General features: G+C 41.1%; 16 protein-coding genes and 1 pseudogene. 10 read left to right on the top strand and 7 right to left on the bottom strand.

Annotation, left to right across the window (positions count from 1 at the left end):
• Window positions 1–180: 180 nt before the first annotated feature.
• Entirely contained in the window at window positions 181–1,095 is a 915-nt protein-coding gene (gene hemF, locus AAC852_RS11215) for an oxygen-dependent coproporphyrinogen oxidase (RefSeq protein ID WP_340621105.1), read from the bottom strand.
• A gap of 140 nt (window positions 1,096–1,235) precedes the next feature.
• Between hemF and AAC852_RS11220 the strand changes: the two genes are divergently transcribed.
• Window positions 1,236–1,658 (top strand): GNAT family acetyltransferase, encoded by a 423-nt coding sequence (locus AAC852_RS11220; protein WP_340621106.1) that lies wholly within the window; start codon window positions 1,236–1,238, stop codon window positions 1,656–1,658.
• Between the two features lie 53 nt (window positions 1,659–1,711).
• Here the strand turns inward: AAC852_RS11220 and AAC852_RS11225 are convergent, their stop codons facing one another.
• A complete protein-coding gene (locus tag AAC852_RS11225) occupies window positions 1,712–2,158 on the bottom strand; it encodes a hypothetical protein (protein WP_340621107.1) in 447 nt (148 codons plus the stop codon).
• 186 nt (window positions 2,159–2,344) lie between these two features.
• On the opposite strand from AAC852_RS11225, the gene AAC852_RS11230 reads away from it, so the two are divergent.
• The 9 genes from AAC852_RS11230 to AAC852_RS11270 all read left to right on the top strand — a co-directional run bounded on the left by AAC852_RS11230 (window position 2,345) and on the right by AAC852_RS11270 (window position 11,794).
• A complete protein-coding gene (locus tag AAC852_RS11230; protein ID WP_340621108.1) occupies window positions 2,345–2,923 on the top strand; it encodes an RpoE-regulated lipoprotein in 579 nt (192 codons plus the stop codon).
• Window positions 2,924–3,153: 230 nt separating this feature from the next.
• Entirely contained in the window at window positions 3,154–3,342 is a 189-nt protein-coding gene (locus tag AAC852_RS11235; RefSeq protein WP_340621109.1) for a hypothetical protein, read from the top strand.
• A gap of 3 nt (window positions 3,343–3,345) precedes the next feature.
• Window positions 3,346–4,179 (top strand): sulfate/thiosulfate ABC transporter permease CysT, encoded by an 834-nt coding sequence (cysT, locus tag AAC852_RS11240; protein ID WP_340621110.1) that lies wholly within the window; start codon window positions 3,346–3,348, stop codon window positions 4,177–4,179.
• On the top strand, window positions 4,179–5,018 hold the full coding sequence (gene cysW / locus AAC852_RS11245) for a sulfate/thiosulfate ABC transporter permease CysW (RefSeq protein ID WP_340621111.1): 840 nt from the start codon (window positions 4,179–4,181) through the stop codon (window positions 5,016–5,018). The genes cysT and cysW overlap by 1 nt, the downstream gene beginning before the upstream one ends.
• 33 nt (window positions 5,019–5,051) lie before the next feature.
• Window positions 5,052–6,140 carry a sulfate/thiosulfate ABC transporter ATP-binding protein CysA gene (gene cysA, locus AAC852_RS11250; protein WP_340621112.1) on the top strand — a complete coding sequence of 363 codons (1,089 nt, stop codon included), beginning with the start codon at window positions 5,052–5,054 and terminating at the stop codon, window positions 6,138–6,140.
• Window positions 6,141–6,276: 136 nt separating this feature from the next.
• Complete coding sequence (gene cysM, locus AAC852_RS11255; protein WP_340621113.1) at window positions 6,277–7,158, top strand: cysteine synthase CysM; 882 nt, start codon at window positions 6,277–6,279, stop codon at window positions 7,156–7,158.
• A 719-nt stretch (window positions 7,159–7,877) separates the two neighbouring features.
• The gene (locus tag AAC852_RS11260) at window positions 7,878–8,033 is read left to right on the top strand and encodes a hypothetical protein (RefSeq protein WP_340621114.1); all 156 of its coding nucleotides are present in this window, start codon (window positions 7,878–7,880) and stop codon (window positions 8,031–8,033) included.
• 94 nt (window positions 8,034–8,127) lie between these two features.
• On the top strand, window positions 8,128–11,523 hold the full coding sequence (locus AAC852_RS11265) for an AMP-binding protein (protein WP_340621115.1): 3,396 nt from the start codon (window positions 8,128–8,130) through the stop codon (window positions 11,521–11,523).
• Window positions 11,524–11,644: 121 nt separating this feature from the next.
• Window positions 11,645–11,794: a hypothetical protein gene (locus AAC852_RS11270; RefSeq protein ID WP_340621116.1), complete on the top strand. Its 150-nt coding sequence runs from the start codon at window positions 11,645–11,647 to the stop codon at window positions 11,792–11,794.
• A 46-nt stretch (window positions 11,795–11,840) separates the two neighbouring features.
• Here the strand turns inward: AAC852_RS11270 and crr are convergent.
• From crr to cysZ, 5 genes and pseudogenes are all read right to left on the bottom strand, one after another.
• A pseudogene (gene crr, locus AAC852_RS11275) lies at window positions 11,841–12,349 on the bottom strand (PTS glucose transporter subunit IIA).
• 65 nt (window positions 12,350–12,414) lie between these two features.
• Window positions 12,415–14,142: a phosphoenolpyruvate-protein phosphotransferase PtsI gene (gene ptsI / locus AAC852_RS11280; protein ID WP_340621117.1), complete on the bottom strand. Its 1,728-nt coding sequence runs from the start codon at window positions 14,140–14,142 to the stop codon at window positions 12,415–12,417.
• Between the two features lie 136 nt (window positions 14,143–14,278).
• Window positions 14,279–14,536, bottom strand: a complete 258-nt coding sequence (gene ptsH / locus AAC852_RS11285; RefSeq protein WP_038262654.1) for a phosphocarrier protein Hpr — start codon at window positions 14,534–14,536, stop codon at window positions 14,279–14,281.
• A gap of 463 nt (window positions 14,537–14,999) precedes the next feature.
• Window positions 15,000–15,953, bottom strand: coding sequence for a cysteine synthase A (gene cysK / locus AAC852_RS11290; protein ID WP_340621118.1), 954 nt, complete (start codon window positions 15,951–15,953; stop codon window positions 15,000–15,002).
• Window positions 15,954–16,134: 181 nt separating this feature from the next.
• Window positions 16,135–16,914: a sulfate transporter CysZ gene (gene cysZ / locus AAC852_RS11295; RefSeq protein WP_340621119.1), complete on the bottom strand. Its 780-nt coding sequence runs from the start codon at window positions 16,912–16,914 to the stop codon at window positions 16,135–16,137.
• Between the last annotated feature and the right edge of the window lie 68 nt (window positions 16,915–16,982).

Below are 16,982 nucleotides of genomic sequence, written 5' to 3' on the forward strand. Positions count from 1 at the left end.
TCAGTGCTGTATTTGTTCTTTTGGGCGCCCATTTGCATATTATCTATAATTGAAGTGATAGTCATTAGGGAAAATATGAAAATAAGATTTGGATATTTAATTTGAAAAGATTTGAATAGTGATGAATACCCCAGAGACATCGTTATTTATGTTATCTGGGGATAATTCTGTATTGTTTTATTATATCCAATCTTTTTTTATCAGAAATAATGAATAGAGTTCTGCTTCTGAAGAATATGGTTCAGGAGAATAATTGTATTCCCAGCGAACCAGAGGAGGCATGGACATAAGTATAGACTCAGTTCGCCCACCACTTTGCAAACCGAATAATGTTCCTCTATCCCAAACTAAATTGAATTCGACGTAACGACCACGGCGATATAACTGAAATTGTCTTTCACGTTCTCCCCAACTGATATCCTTTCTTTTTTCGACAATAGGTAAATATGCATTCAGGAAACCATGACCTACAGCTTGTGTGAAATTAAAACAAGTATCAAAATCGGGAGTATTTAGATCATCATAAAATAATCCACCTACACCACGTGGTTCATTACGATGTTTAATAAAGAAGTAATCATCACACCACTTTTTATACGTAAGGTAAATATCATCACCAAAAGGCTGACATAATGTTTTGGCGACAGTATGCCAGTGAATAACATCTTCTTTAAAACCATAATAAGGAGTGAGATCAAACCCGCCACCGAACCACCAGACAGGTGTTTCACCTTCCTTTTCTGCTATGAAAAAGCGTACGTTAGCGTGGCTGGTCGGAACATAAGGGTTCAGAGGATGAATGACAAGAGAAACCCCCAAGGCCTGATAGCTGCGGCCAGTCAATTCAGGGCGGTGAGCAGTTGCTGAAGGAGGCAGAGAATCTCCCGTCACATGGGAAAAATTCACACCTGCTTGTTCAAAAATTTTGCCTGACTTCAAGACGCGACTGCGACCGCCACCGCCACCGCCTTCTTCCCGTTGCCAGCACTCTTCCATGAAATGGGAATGACCATCAAGGTGTTCAAGTTGCTTACAGATTTCATCCTGCAATGAGAGGAAAAAATTCTTAACTTGAGATAGATTAGGTATATTCATTTCTGCTTTCATTCTGGGTAGTTTATGACGATAGGCAGTATACCTGTTAGTATCAATGAACGCATTTTCATATTGATTCCAAAATGAAAGTAATGATTATTGTCATTGAACCAATTACTTATTAAACAGGCTGACTAACTATGGAAATTAGGCTATTTCGTCAAGAAGATTTTGAAGCTGTTATCACACTTTGGGAGCGTTGTGATTTGATTAATTTTGGCGATGATCCAGAACTCGATATTGAGCGTAAATTAACTCATGATGCTGATTTATTTCTGGTTGCTGAAGTGGCAGGAGAAGTCGTTGGAACAGTGATGGGAGGGTATGACGGACACCGTGGTCATGCTTATTATTTGGGCGTTCATCCTGAATTTAGAGGCAGAGGAATTGCCAATGCTTTAGTTTCCCGCCTTGAAAAAAAATTATTGGCGAGAGGTTGCCCCAGTATTTTAATCATGGTTCCAGAGGAAAATGATGCAACAATTTGTATGTGCGAAAAAATGGAATATGATTATTGGGGGCAAGAGCACACTGTTTTTAATAAACGTTTAATTATTGATTAAATGTTAAAGGTAAGTGGCTGAGAAAGGTTATTTTATTCGGCCATGAGCCAAATTTATTTAAACGAATCTCTTTTTAAAAACTGTATTAGTTTTCTGGCTGCTTTTTTTATTAAGTGATGAAATTTCCTCTGGTATTTGTTTTTTGTAATAAAGAGATCTTTTGACATTAAGAAAGAACGATGTCCGGTTACAGTAATAACTTTAACATTAATCACGCCATTTTTGTCTTTTGAAAAATAATAGTGGTCGTGAATCGGTGATTCAGTTTTACTTTCAAGTACCCTGCAATTTTGTGCGGAATAAGAGTGAGGTGAGTTTGTTTTTTTATTTTTTCGTACTGTATGGGAAAGGTTTTTCATATATTTCTGAACGTTGTTGATATGAACCTGGGAAGCGAACTGATAGAATGGTATTTTTGCAATAGTGTCTATTACCATAACATCCGTTATAGTTGTAGAATTTAAAAAAATCACAAATACCGTAATCATTGTGGCTACCATGAATCTTTGCCATTGATTTCAATGTTTTTTATAATCCAGTTGCATTTTGGTATGATATCGACCTGTTTGTAAACAATTACACAATGATTTTTATATAGTTGTGCTAAATAATCAGACCAGAAAATAAGGTAAAAAAAAGTAATGAAAAGATGTTTTATATTTAGTTTATTGTTTAAAAAGAGAGTCATGACAATCAGTGGCTTAATGAGTGGTTCATTATTATTGACTGCTTGTGCAGGAACATCTGAATTTTCATGGTCTTCCATATCACCTTTAAACTGGTTTTCGAGTCACTTAAAGGTATCTGACCAAGGTGTAGGAGGGATCAACCAGCAGACAGATATGAATTTATCTGCGATTCAACAGGGACTGGAAGGCAAGTATCGCCTGCGTAATGGCATGGAAATGCAGAATGGAAAACTAGTCAATATCGTACAGGGAATGGAAGGTGATCAAGTCAAAATTGAACTATCTGGTTTGAATAATGGCAAAGTGGATTATATTGATATTTTTGATGAAAATATCAAAACAGTCTGGGGAACAAAGATCGGAATGCCTTTTTCTGAACTATATGACAAAGCTTATGGTGCTTGTCAGCGTTCCGGCGGTTTAGCTATGCAGCCAACAGTTGTTTGCGCTGCACCACAAAGCCAGTATATCCGCTATATATTTACAGGAGCATGGAATGGCCCAGAAGAGTTAATGCCTTCAGATGATGTACTAAAAACGTGGAAAATCTCTCGTATTATCTGGAAAGCGAAATGATAAATACAAAATAGAAAGTTTGGGGAAGAATTTTGCTGATAGTCATTTTTTAACATTATGCAACTGGGGAGAGCTGTAAAGAGTAGCACTTTTTTATAGCTTATCTCGTTTCATCATTTCTCATAAAAATTCGGTATATAAAACAGAGGGCAGTAACCTATCCTGTTATAAATATTCTGGATACAGTAGGAAGCAATCGTTGTTAAATGATGTGACAGATAAGGTGTTGAATGAAGACAGTGGTAAATAAAAAACTATGGAGCGGATTGTTTTCCGAATCACTATTTACTGTATCCCTTATAGGGAATTTCAACGCCTATATTTCCAATGCACATGCAGTCGCATTGCAGGAGCATTCAGGTGAAAACCCATGTCAACTTGGACGGTATGCTGGCTCAATCATTGATGGAAGGGGATGATCCATGTTTGTTTCATCCAGTAAACGTGTGTTACCCGGATTTGGGTTGAGTTTGGGCTGTAGTCTCTTTTATACCTGTCTGATTCTGTTATTGCCATTGAGCGCTCTGGCTATACAACTTTCCAGCATGAGTTGGGCAGAATATTGGCAGGTGATTGCAAATCCCCAGGTTGTTGCAGCCTATCAGGTCACTTTGTTGGCTGCTGCAATTGCCAGTTTGTTCAATATGGTTTTTGGCATGTTAATGGCCTGGATACTGACCCGCTATCGTTTTCCCGGACGCAATCTGCTTGATGGATTGATAGATTTACCCTTTGCTTTACCGACAGCGGTTGCGGGGTTAACGCTGGCAACACTATTTTCTGCAACCGGATGGTATGGCTCCTGGCTTGGTAATTTTGATATTAAGGTCGCGAATACCTGGTTGGGTATTGCGGTTGCAATGGCGTTCACCAGTCTGCCTTTCGTTGTCCGTACTGTTCAACCAGTACTTGAAGAATTAGGCCCGGAATATGAGGAAGCAGCTCAGACATTAGGGGCAAGTCGCTGGCAGACGTTTAGGCAAGTGATTTTGCCGGAACTCTCACCTGCATTGATAGCGGGCACGGTACTTTCTTTCACGCGAAGTCTGGGGGAATTTGGAGCGGTCATTTTTATTGCAGGCAACATCGCGTGGCAAACTGAGGTGGTTTCTCTGATGATCTTTGTACGATTGCAAGAATTTGATTATCCGGCAGCCAGTGCGATTGCTTCAGTGATCCTAGCGGTATCATTACTGTTGCTATTTAGTGTCAATTTATTGCAAAGCCGCTTTGGTAAACGGATTGGAGGGCATTAATGGTTGAATTTTTCGGATATACATTGATGCCGCGCTCCTCAATAAATTGGGGGAAATGGGTATTGATTAGTACGGGAATAATTGTTTCTGTCTTGTTATTGGTAATTCCGATAGCGTGGATTTTTCTGACTGCTTTTTCACAAGGGTTCGATGTCCTCTCTCTGAATCTTATTGATCCCGATATGCTCCATGCCATCTGGTTAACCGTGTTGATTGCATTGATCACTGTACCCATCAATCTGGTTTTTGGTGTGGTAACAGCGTGGCTGGTAACCCGGTTCCAATTTCCCGGCAGGCAATTATTACTGACATTAATCGATATTCCGTTTGCAGTTTCCCCCGTTGTAGCGGGATTACTTTATCTACTGTTTTATGGTTCTAATGGCTGGATGGGTGAGTGGCTTGGGGCTTATGACATCCAGTTAATGTTTTCATGGCCGGGTATGGTATTGGTGACGGTATTTGTGACGTGCCCGTTTGTTGTCCGTGAATTGGTGCCGGTGATGTTGAGTCAGGGTAATCAGGAAGATGAAGCCGCAATATTATTGGGCGCTTCTGGCTGGAAGATGTTCTGGCGTGTGACATTGCCGAATATTCGCTGGGCATTGTTGTATGGCATTGTTTTGACTAATGCGCGAGCAATTGGTGAATTTGGGGCTGTGTCTGTGGTATCAGGTGCGATCAGAGGAGAAACCTACACATTGCCTTTGCAGGTTGAACTGCTGTATCAGGATTACAACACGGTTGGCGCATTTGTGGCGGCGGCTTTATTGGCAGTGATGGCGATTATTACGCTGATTGTCAAAAGTGCTTTGCAGTGGCGTTTAAGCCGTCAGTAAATGGGAGTCATAAGTGGAGGTCAATGGCAGAATATGAGTATTGAAATCAGCAAAATCAGTAAATATTTTGGTCGGGTTCAAATACTGAATAATATTTCTTTGGATATTGAATCCGGTGAAATGGTTGCTCTGCTTGGCCCGTCAGGCTCTGGCAAGACGACATTGTTGAGGATCATTGCAGGGCTTGAGCAGCAAAGCGCAGGGCAGTTGAAGTTTCATGGTCAGGATGTCAGCCAGGTACATGCAAAAGATCGGCGGGTGGGTTTTGTTTTTCAGCATTATGCCCTGTTTCGTCATATGAGCGTATTTGATAATGTTGCTTTTGGTCTGACGGTTCTTCCCCGTCGTCAGCGTCCCAGCGGCGAGACACTTCGTAGTAAGGTAATGTCTTTACTCGATATGGTTCAGTTATCTCATCTTGCAGATCGTTATCCATCACAACTTTCTGGTGGTCAAAAACAGCGAGTGGCTTTAGCAAGGGCATTGGCTGTTGAACCGCAAATTCTCTTATTAGATGAGCCCTTCGGTGCTTTGGATGCTCAGGTTCGGATGGAATTGCGTCGTTGGTTACGTGAGCTACATGAAGAATTAAAATTTACCAGCGTATTTGTCACTCATGATCAGGAAGAAGCAATGGAAGTGGCGGATCGGGTCGTGGTGATGAATCAAGGTGCTATAGAGCAGGTTGGCACTCCTCAGCAAGTATGGAAAGAGCCGGAAAGCCGTTTTGTACTGGAATTTATGGGCGAAGTGAATCAGTTACACGGTGAGATCAAAGGCTCACAGTTATGGGTTGGAGGAAAAATTTTCCCATTGGAGGTGATGCCATTACATCAAGGGAGTGTTGATGTTTTCTTTCGTCCGTGGGAAATGAATCTTAGTACACAACAAACGTCATCTTGCCCTTTGCCGGTTAAGATTATGGAAGTGAGTCCACGAGGGCATTTTTCCCTGTTGTCTGTCCAGCCTATAGGGTGGGGGGAAGAGAGTTTGTCGGTTGTCTGGCCGGATAATTCTTTGATTCCAGCGAGAGGAAGTCAATATTTTATTGGTGGAAAAAATGCTCGTTTGTATGAAGGTAATTCACCATTAAAGGTACTGAAACTCGCTGAATCTGCCTAATTTTTTCATTACTTGCATAACCCTGGGTTTCCCCTGTTGTCTTGAAGGATACAGGGTTTTTTTTGCTTAAGAGCTTGCGACAGTTTTCTGAATACGATTATTCTGTTGTTTATTCTCCTATGATTCAGGTAGTACTGTGGCAAGCTTAGAAAAATTTATCGGCAATACCCCGTTAGTTAAATTACAACGAATGACTGAAGGAGTAGATGCGGAGATTTGGGTAAAACTGGAAGGCAACAATCCTGCTGGCTCTGTAAAAGACAGAGCAGCACTCTCAATGATCCAGCAAGCGGAATTACGGGGAGAAATCTCACCGGGAGATGTGCTTATTGAAGCCACGAGTGGCAACACAGGCATTGCGTTGGCGATGATTGCTGCGGTAAAGGGTTATCGGCTTAAGTTATTGATGCCTGAAAATATGAGTCTTGAACGTCAGGCATCTATGCAAGCTTACGGCGCTGAACTGATTCTGGTCAGCCAAGAGTTGGGAATGGAAGGTGCACGGGATTTGGCGCAACAAATGGAGCTGAATGGTGAAGGGAAAGTTCTTGACCAGTTTAATAATCCTGATAACTCTCTGGCGCATTTTAAGACAACAGGGCCGGAAATTTGGCAGCAGACACAGGGGCGCATTACCCATTTTGTCTCCAGTATGGGAACAACTGGCACTATTACAGGTGTGAGCCGTTATCTGAAATCTCAATCAAATAAGGTACAGACGACGGGGCTACAGCCAGCAGAAAACAGTCATATTCCCGGTATCCGCCGTTGGTCGCCTGCATATATGCCGGGTATTTATCAGAAATATTTGGTGGATAAAATCTTAGATATTACGCAACAAGAAGCAGAAGCAATGATGCGATTACTGGCCCAGAAAGAAGGAATTTTTTGTGGTGTTAGCTCTGGAGGCGCTGTTTCTGGAGCACTGCGTATTGCGGCTGAAAATCCAGGTGCAGTTATTGTTGCGATTATTTGTGATCGTGGAGACAGGTATTTGTCTACCGGGGTATTTAGTTAGCGCTCTTTTCATCCTTTATCTTCCTCTTCATATATCTTTTTTTATACTCAAGCTGTAGTTTTGATTGGTCATACTACAGCTTTAAGTCAGTTGAACATCTTCCACACTCTATCAATAAACCTCTTATCAGAAGAGTAAGAGTGTAAGTAAGTTTTTATTAAGACGATAATGCTGATTATTTGTACTCTTAACCGATAGTAAGGATAATGATATTAATTGCTTTTATTAATTTTTGTGTTGTCCAAAAACACGTTTAAATAGATTTTTTATTGTTTAATTATTACCTTCTTATTAAGAATGATTTAATTAATATTTTATATTATGGAAAAAGAGATTCATTGTTATTAACCTGCTTTTAACTGTCAGATTTATTAGGTGTATATTCTGAATTTTTATTATTTTGGGCGATTTCATTCCCATGCGGTAGCTATAAGTTTTATATTAAACCTGAAAATTAATCTATTACGTAAATCATCCAGATAAATATTACGAACCAAAGACTAATGAAATAAAGTTTACAAAGGAAAGTTGTCGTGATGAATGTATCTGAACGTAAAAAGTGAGTATCTGAATATCTCTGTAAATTTTCGGGTAAGCAAGATCTGGGAGATAACGTTAATATTTTCGAAACAGGTTTGGTTAATTCTCTGGCTATCATCTAATTAATTTCCTTTTTGGATAAAACTTCAAAATTAAAGTTAAAATTGATGATCTCGATAATGCCAATTTTTTCCAGTATTGAAACTGTCTGTAATTTCTTAGACAGAAAAGTGATAACAAAAGTTACTCCTTGTACTGGCGAATGGGATTTATTTGAAGCCATACCTGTTAGTGTGGTGAAACAACGGGTTTCCAGCCCATTACTGGTAGGCTAAGCAGTTGTTCCGCTCCAGTTCAGGAAAACTTGAGTGGAAAGTGCTCGCCCAAAATATGCGAACTCTGTTTTTAATCAAAACGAGGGGTCACATCATGAATCATCGATCAATTTTTAGATTGGCCCGGTCACAACAGGCCATTTTCAAAATGGAGATGTATAACCTCTCCGGCTATCAATTTTATTTTGGCGGGCTTACTCGTTTACGGGGAGACATTTCACTGGATCGGATTGTGCGTGCCGCTGAACACGTCCGCAATACGCAAGATGTTTTTCGCATCGGATTTATTAATAACGCATTGCATGGACAGCAAACAGCAACCGAAACAGCAGAAATGACATGGTTTGGTATTCGGCATGATCGTCCCCAGGCAGAAGTAGAGAAAGCCGATTTCAGCAAATGTTCCAATCCTAAAGAAGCGTTTGAATCTTGGGTAGAGCGCCAATTATTGATGGAAGAGGATTTATCACTTACACCAGTAAAGATCTTTGCTGTACGTTTTCAGTCTGATCAATCAGGTTGGTTTTTGAAAGCCCATCACGCTGCGCTGGATGGGATAGGTGTGGCTATGTTACAGCGTCGCCTGATCAACGAATTGGAACAAGAAAACCCGCATTCAGTCATCGGACAAACTGAATCCTTTTTATTCTCTACCAATGCTGAGGAAGAACAAAATTATGAGCATTCCCGGCGCTTTGAAAGAGATGCCGCGTATTGGCAAGGACTTTTTGGAGAAACTTCGCCAATAGATGTTCGAAAGATATCCCGCCATTATCCGATAGGTGATTATCGTGGGTTAGAGCCACGCTCCATGCGTATAGAAGCAACTGTGGCCCAATCGCAAAATGAAATATTACTCCGATTTGAAAACAGTGGTGGTTCTATTTTCAGATTGTTTTTCACTGCGGTTGCTTATACGCAAATGGTGATTGAAGACAGCAACTGTGTGTTATTACAGGCGCCTATTGGTAATCGTTGGAGTAGGGAAGAGAAACAAACTATCTCAATGGGAGTGGCTCCTATCCTGGTGCCTGTGTTTCGTCAGGATGGGCAGACAGCCGCAGACTGTTACCAAATCCTGCAAAAACATTTGCAAAAAGCACTTATACATTCACGTTATGCGCCTGCGACCCGTTGGGGAGAATTAGCTTCACCGGACTGGAAACGGATTATTCCTGCTTTTGGTGTTTCCTACCAAACAGGTAAATTTCAGAAAACCAGCAATTATACAGAAACAATAATTGAACACCGTCAAGCCGTCGAATCTCTGTTTGCTTCCATCCATCTCCATGACCGCTTTGCAGATGGTTATTTGGCGATTGAAGCTGATTTCCGCAGAATATGGTCACCTGAACAATGTCATGCCTTTCTGCAAACTGTGCTTCATTATGCAGTAGATATTGCGGTTGAAGTTATGGCACAAGAACATACCGATCATCACCCGAAAGAGCATTATACCTCTGACAAATGTCCGGCGGAGCCAATAGGTGTTCATTTACTTAAAGCATTTGAATGTCATACAGACAACGTTTTATTTAGGCTAAATGGGGAAAATAGTGCGCTTACTTACCATGAGGGTTTACAGTGGATGCACCGTTTCAGTATGCGATTGCATGATATATATACTGAGAATAAACCTGTACTTATACTGGGCAGGCGTACCCCTGAAACAGTACTGGCTTATCTGGCATGTCTGATTAAAAACGTAACGGTTGTACCTGTTTGCCCCACGACAACCCCAACAGAAAGATTATTCACCATCATCCGTCATTCCGGGGCTTCCTTGTGTATTTACACCGAAGCTGAGCAAAACTTAGCTGAGACACTGAATTTACCTTTGTTGCGGATTTCTTTGCATAAGGAAGACAAGACTCAGAAAGGAATTGTCCAGGAGCAGATTGTCTCGATGTTGTATTCTTCAACATCGTATTCCTCAATATCGTATTCTGAAATTCAGCATACATCTTGTAACCCAGCTTATATTCTATACACCTCCGGCTCGACAGGAGAACCGAAAGGCGTTGCTATTTCTTCTGTTGCATTGGCTAACTATGCGCTGGCAGCGAAAGCAGCATATGCTGCTGAAATTCCATTTAACATGCCTCTGTTTACTTCCTTTGGGTTTGACCTGACGCAAACCGCTATCTTAGTGCCCATTTTGTCAGGAGGATTTATCCAACCTCATGAACAAGACATTCGTGATAATCCTGAGTTGTTACGTACTCTACTCGCTGATGAATCCCTGACAGGTGTTAAATGCACACCATCCCATCTGTCTTTGCTGATTGAGCATGGCATTGGAGCCACCAGACAACACCCGCTGACTTTTGTTGTAGGCGGTGAAAACCTGCCGGTTTCACTGGTGAACAAAGCTTTGGATTGTTTACCGTCAGGCAGTGAGGTTATTAATGAATACGGACCAACGGAGGCTACAGTTGGTTGCTGTATTTATTCAGTAAACGGTATTTATTCGATAAACAATGGCACTAAAAGTGTTGGGGGAGGAAAAAACGCGTCTGCTCTTATTACGCCGATTGGTACAGCATTGGGTAAAGCAGAAATATCGATCAGGGATCGCTGGGGCCAAATTATGCCCCGTGGTTTTCATGGAGAAATCTGGATTAGTGGGCCTGTACTGGCAGATGGCTATCTGAACGATAGTGTCCAGACAGAAGCAAAATTTGTGTTCAGTGCGGATAAACAATGCCGTTGGTATCGTACAGGGGATTTAGGGGTGCAGGATGAACAGGGTATATTCCATTGTCTCGGACGTATTGATGATGAATTTAAAGTGCGTGGTCATCGGATCCATCCGGTGGAAATTGAAAAAGCCGTGGAAGATGTGCTGGTACAGCTTGGTCAATCAAAGGATCATAATCGGCAATTGAAGGTATTGAAATTAGTCATTAATGAAGCCGAAGGCATAGCGGGTTGTGAAACTATTGCCTTGTGCAGTAACCAACCAATTCCGCGTGAAAGTCACCAATTCCAAAATAAATTAAAAGAAAAAATAACTGAATCCTGGCTGCCGAATTTGTATTGCACTGTGCAACCCTGGCCAATAAACAGTAACGGTAAGGTTGATATAGCGCTGCTTACCTCCGCTGCTGAAACTTACCGTAGGTCATTTATTGATGTTGCGCAGTGTGCCGTAACCGATAAACAGGTAGCCGATAAAGAAACGCAGCAACAGGCCGAAAATTATGTTCTGCCTTTATGGCTGGATGAGGAATTTCTCAGGCCAATTTGGCCTCAGTCTGTGGATCTGACGGCTTCATTTCTTGCACAGGGAGGAGATTCGATCAAAGCAATTCGCCTTGTCGCATTATTAGCGAAAAGGGACGTTAAACTAGAGATTAAGGAATTGCTGACTTTGACAGCATTAGGTGCAGTATTGGAAGCGGCCTGTACTGAACAACTAGCAGATTGTGCAACAGATACCACAGTACTGGAAAAGCGACTAAACCAGAAGAGGCATTGGGAGAGTTAGCCGGAAGCCGCAAAACAGCAGTAACGTATTGGTAACGGACGAATTTCTTGAAGACAGGCTGAAATGATTACAGTGTAAAGTCAGTCTTGCGATTCAGCTCAGTGTGCATTCGTGGATTTTTTTGCTGGACGAATTAGAGCAGGCATTAAGCACCCCGATCGTTAAAACGAATACTTTTGCTGAGATTGAGGCAGAACAGCGGATGAGTGGCTGGAGATTGTTAAGTCAAACGGAAATCGCCCTGTTTTATCAGATATCGTTTATTGCTTAACCCGATAAAACAGAGGCGATTCACCTATAACTCATCTATGGCATTATTACTTTTTGATGCGCATGATGACAGATTCACCGACAGTCACAGAGCCATTCACTTTAGATAACTCTTTGATTTCATCCATGTTAGAAATAACAACAGGAGTTAAGGTTGACTTAGCTCTTTCCTCTAGAAATGCCAAATCAAATTCTAAAACCAGATCGCCTTTTTGCACACGTTGACCTTCTTCGGCAATACGTTTAAAGCCTTCGCCTTTCAGTTCAACGGTATCAATACCGAAATGAACGAACAGTTCTATCCCACTATCGGATTCGATAGAAAATGCGTGATTAGTTTCGAAGATTTTACCAATGGTGCCATCAACAGGAGAGACAATCTTATTGCCTGTAGGTTTAATGGCGATACCATCACCTACAATTTTTTCAGCAAAAACAACATCTGGAACATCTTCAATATTAACTATTTCACCTGATAACGGGGCGATAATTTCAATACTGCCGCTGTTTTTTTATCATCTGAAACCAAAGATTTCAGTTTATCAAGCAGACCCATAAATCTTCTCCTAATTGTTTTAATGGGACCGTGTTCTGGCTAACGGGCTATTTTGGTTAACGTACTTAGCAGAGTGTTTTTTCTCTGATAAAAGTGTCAACCAACTCCATCAATTCCTGTGCAGTTGGCTGAGCCAACGCTTGCTCTGCCAGTGCTTTTGCATCATCGTAATTTGCATTACGGATGATTTTCTTAATACGTGGAATTGATATTGCACTCATACTGAATTCATCCAATCCCATGCCTAAGAGCAATAGTGTAGCACGTTCATCTCCAGCCAGCTCACCACACATGCCCGTCCATTTACCTTCTGCGTGTGAGGCGTCAATAACCTGTTTGATAAGGCTCAACACTGCTGGTGACATTGGGTTATAAAGATGAGAGATCAGTTCATTACCACGGTCTACCGCTAGAGTATACTGAGTTAGATCGTTTGTCCCAATACTAAAAAAGTCAACTTCTTTTGCAAGATGTTTAGCAATGGTTGCAGCAGCAGGCGTTTCTACCATGATGCCGACTTCAATCGATTCATCAAACGCCTTATTTTCATTGCGTAGCTGATCCTTGAGCAATATCAGTTCTGCTTTCAGCTCCCGGATTTCTTCAACGGAAATAATCATAGGGAACATGATGCGGAGTTTACCAAATGCGGAAGCTCGCAGGATAGCACGTAATTGAGAATGTAAGATTTCTTTACGATCAAGGCAAATTCGGATTGCACGCCAGCCAAGGAATGGGTTCTCTTCTTTCGGCAGGTTCATGTAAGGCAGATCTTTATCACCACCGATATCCATAGTACGGATAATAACCGACTGATTACCAACGGCTTCAGCGACTGCTTTATAGGCTTCAAACTGCTCTTCTTCCGTCGGCAGAGAATCTCGATCCATAAACAAGAATTCGGTGCGGTATAAACCTACACCTTCTGCACCGTTGCGTTCTGCCCCCTTAACATCGCGAACTGTACCGATATTGGCGCAAACTTCGACTTGATGACCATCCAGCGTGATAGCAGGCAGATCTTTCAGTTTTGCCAGCTCTGCTTTTTCTGACAGATATTCACTTTTGGTTTTTTTTAGTTGTTCAATTTCGGTGTCAGATGGATCTACGTAGATGTGATTATTGACAGCATCTAAGATAAGATAATTGCCATTTTTTATTTGGGCAGTGGCGTTAGTTGTTCCTACAATTGCGGGTAATTCCAACGAACGTGCCATGATTGAAGTATGAGATGTGCGGCCACCTAAGTCAGTAATGAAACCTAACACTTTATCCAGATTAAGTTGTGCGGTTTCTGAAGGTGTTAAATCATTGGCAACCAGAATAACTTCTTCTGTGATAGAGCCTAAGTCAATAATCGGCATATCCAGAATATTTTTCAGCAAGCGTTTACCGATATCACGAACATCGGCAGCACGCTCTTTCAAATATTCATCATCCAGCTCTTCCAATGCCTTGGCCTGATCTTCGATCACTGAATAAACAGCGGCATCTGCTGTAGTCAGATTTTTCTTTATCAGAGTAATGATTTCTTGTTCTAGTTCCTCATCTTCCAGCAACATGATGTGGCCTTCGAAGATTTCAGCTTTTTCTGACCCCAAATTTTTTTCTGCTGTATTTCTAATGATTTCTAATTGAGCAGAGGCTTTGTCGCGCCCTTGTTTAAAGCGTGAGATCTCTTGTTCGACTTGTTCAGGAATGATTTTCTTGTGATTGATAATAATGGGATCTTCTTTCAGTAATAATGCCTTACCGAAAGCAATACCTGGTGATACTAAGATGCCTGAAATCATATTATATGACCTTAACTGCGGGTGATTATATTTCTTCATTGTGCCTTCAGAGGGCAGGCTCTAAATATCCCCAGATTTTATTTTTCTGGGGATAGAACTGGATGATATGAAATAGACTGGCTTTACAAGCGGATGATTATTCCAATTCACCCATCAGCTTAACTAAATGTTCAACAGCTTGTTGCTCATCTTCACCTTCAGCAGAAATTGTTACAACAGTTCCTTGAGTCAGTCCCAGCGTTTGCAACTTAAACAGACTTTTCGCACTGGCTGATTTGCCGCCGGAAGTAAGAGTGATATCAGAAGAAAAACCTTTTGCTTCTTTGACGAACTGTGCAGCAGGGCGGGTGTGAAGGCCATTTGGTGCAGTAATAGTAACTTCTTGCTGGAACATAGTATTTCCTCAATAACTTAAATTTTTGTTGATAAGCCAAGAGAATGCTAAAGCGAGTTTAGCTGGATTATTTCTGACTTGTACAACCGTTAAACCGATAATGATATGTACCTTTTTCTTTCAAGTCGTTTCTTTGTTGTTGGTCGCATTCAATTACGACCTTGATACAACTCGAAATTTATTGGGTTAAAGTGTATTAAATCATTATCAAAAAATTAACAAACTTGATGCCATTCAATTGTTGATTGAATGTTAACACACGCCAACCGAATATGAGTTGAACCGAACAGAATTCTTTGTGGTTGTCTGCGATTAATTTCGTGCATCAAAATAATGACTGGTTAAATACTAAAGCTACTTGAATAAATCATCTAGGAAAGTTTTAAACTTTGATCTGATGCACAAAAAAGCACCCTAGAGGTGCTTTTTTGTCAATAAAATTGAAAAATAATGAGGTGATAAATTAGTCAGTGATCAAATCAGCAAACAGTGCTGTGCTCAGGTAACGTTCAGCAGAAGAAGGTAGGATAACAACAATATTCTTATCTTTGTATTCATTTTCCTGAGATAATTTGATAGCAGCAGCAACGGCAGCACCTGAAGATATACCGGAAAGAATTCCTTCTTTTTCAGTGATTTCGCGAGCAACTTTAATCGCTTCTTCATTGCTGATTTTAAACACACGGTCAACTAATGTTAAATCCAGGTTATCAGGGATAAAACCAGCACCGATCCCCTGAATTTTGTGTGGGCCTGGTTTAAGTTCTTCGCCAGCAAGTTTTTGGCTGATCACAGGCGAATCTTCCGGCTCTACGGCAACAATAGTGACCTGTTTGCCCTGCGTATTTTTCAGATAGCGGGCAACTCCAGTAATCGTGCCTCCTGTGCCTACGCCAGCGACGAAAACATCGACATTACCGTCGGTATCTTCCCAAATTTCTGGCCCGGTGGTTTTTTCGTGAATTTCAGGGTTTGCTGGGTTACTGAACTGTTGCAGCAGAACATAACGCTCCGGCGCATTGTCATGGATCTCATTCGCTTTATCGATAGCCCCTTTCATGCCTTTAGCACCTTCGGTTAGCACTAAGCTAGCGCCCAATGCTCTTAGCAGCTTACGACGTTCTAAGCTCATGGTTTCCGGCATCGTTAATGTCAGTTTATAGCCGCGAGCTGCTGCGACATAGGCAAGTGCAATACCTGTATTACCACTGGTTGGTTCGATAAGTTCTTTGCCTTTTGTCAGAATGCCACGCTTCTCTGCATCCCAAATCATGTTGGCGCCAATACGGCATTTCACACTGAAACTTGGATTACGAGACTCTACTTTTGCCAAAATGCGGCCATTTCCGAAATTTTTTAAGCGTACAAGTGGAGTGTGACCGATGGTTAACGAATTATCTTCATAAATTTTGCTCATTGTCCGATTGCCCCTAAGATACCCTTAATTTCTGATTAATTAACCATACGCGAACATCTTATTAATGGAAATAAGGTTTAAATCTATTCTTATTATATAAAAGAATATTTAACAATTTATTGTATTACTCCCCTATATTTTCATTCTATTTCGTTATTCCTGTCCATTTTTATATTAGTAATTATTGATGAGAAGAATGGTTATTCATAACATGCTGTGCGTGATAACGGTCAACCCACATAGCGGTAGCACCACAGACGGCAACAGGCATAATAAACAGATTAATGATTGGGATCATGGTTAATACACTGACTGCGGCCCCAAACTGGAGATTGTCAATTTTGTCTTGTCGTAGTGTATTACGCATGTTGGCAAAGCTGACTTTATGGTTATCAAACGGGTAATCACAGTATTGGATAGCCAGCATCCATGCACTGAAAATAAACCAGATAACCGGAGCCACAGTCTGTCCGATACCCGGAATAAAGTACAACAATAAGAGGGCGATAGCGCGAGGAATATAGTAGAGAATTTTGACTATTTCACGTTTCAGAATACGGGGCGTATCTTTTATTAGGTCAAGAATACCTGTGTCTGGCGCAGAGATACCCGTCAACTGAGATTCTAATTTTTCTGCTAGTAATCCATTAAACGGAGAAGCAATAAAATTCGCCAATGTGCTGAAAAGGTAGGTAAAAATCAGTAGCACAGAAATAACAGCCAGTGGCCACAACAAATAACTGAGCCATTGCATCCAATCTGGTATTTTATTGAGCACCCATTGTATCCAGCCGTCCAGCCTTTGGTATAACCACCAGAAAGCGCTGCCAAACAGTAAGATATTAGCCAGTAGAGGCAATAAAACGAATCTTTTGATGCCAGGGCGGGTTATTAAATGCCAACCTTGTACAATATAATGAAATCCGCCTAAATGTTTTGGCAATTTTTTCGAATTCGTCATATTTTCTTATTCTCTCTTAGAGGATTGAGACGGTATGATATAGGCAGGATTTTCCACTGACCAGTAGT

Source organism: Xenorhabdus siamensis, assembly GCF_037996745.1.
Lineage (GTDB): Bacteria > Pseudomonadota > Gammaproteobacteria > Enterobacterales > Enterobacteriaceae > Xenorhabdus > Xenorhabdus indica.

What these genes read in the sequence shown, in the direction of transcription:
- ptsI (WP_340621117.1), bottom strand. Translation starts at nt 14,142, where the DNA reads ATGATTTCAGGCATCTTAGTATCACCAGGTATTGCTTTCGGTAAGGCA.
- AAC852_RS11235 (WP_340621109.1), top strand. Translation starts at nt 3,154, where the DNA reads ATGAAGACAGTGGTAAATAAAAAACTATGGAGCGGATTGTTTTCCGAA.
- hemF (WP_340621105.1), bottom strand. Translation starts at nt 1,095, where the DNA reads ATGAATATACCTAATCTATCTCAAGTTAAGAATTTTTTCCTCTCATTG.
- cysT (WP_340621110.1), top strand. Translation starts at nt 3,346, where the DNA reads ATGTTTGTTTCATCCAGTAAACGTGTGTTACCCGGATTTGGGTTGAGT.
- AAC852_RS11260 (WP_340621114.1), top strand. Translation starts at nt 7,878, where the DNA reads ATGCCAATTTTTTCCAGTATTGAAACTGTCTGTAATTTCTTAGACAGA.
- AAC852_RS11230 (WP_340621108.1), top strand. Translation starts at nt 2,345, where the DNA reads ATGACAATCAGTGGCTTAATGAGTGGTTCATTATTATTGACTGCTTGT.
- ptsH (WP_038262654.1), bottom strand. Translation starts at nt 14,536, where the DNA reads ATGTTCCAGCAAGAAGTTACTATTACTGCACCAAATGGCCTTCACACC.
- AAC852_RS11265 (WP_340621115.1), top strand. Translation starts at nt 8,128, where the DNA reads ATGAATCATCGATCAATTTTTAGATTGGCCCGGTCACAACAGGCCATT.
- cysK (WP_340621118.1), bottom strand. Translation starts at nt 15,953, where the DNA reads ATGAGCAAAATTTATGAAGATAATTCGTTAACCATCGGTCACACTCCA.
- cysZ (WP_340621119.1), bottom strand. Translation starts at nt 16,914, where the DNA reads ATGACGAATTCGAAAAAATTGCCAAAACATTTAGGCGGATTTCATTAT.
- AAC852_RS11220 (WP_340621106.1), top strand. Translation starts at nt 1,236, where the DNA reads ATGGAAATTAGGCTATTTCGTCAAGAAGATTTTGAAGCTGTTATCACA.
- cysW (WP_340621111.1), top strand. Translation starts at nt 4,179, where the DNA reads ATGGTTGAATTTTTCGGATATACATTGATGCCGCGCTCCTCAATAAAT.
- AAC852_RS11225 (WP_340621107.1), bottom strand. Translation starts at nt 2,158, where the DNA reads ATGGTAGCCACAATGATTACGGTATTTGTGATTTTTTTAAATTCTACA.
- cysA (WP_340621112.1), top strand. Translation starts at nt 5,052, where the DNA reads ATGAGTATTGAAATCAGCAAAATCAGTAAATATTTTGGTCGGGTTCAA.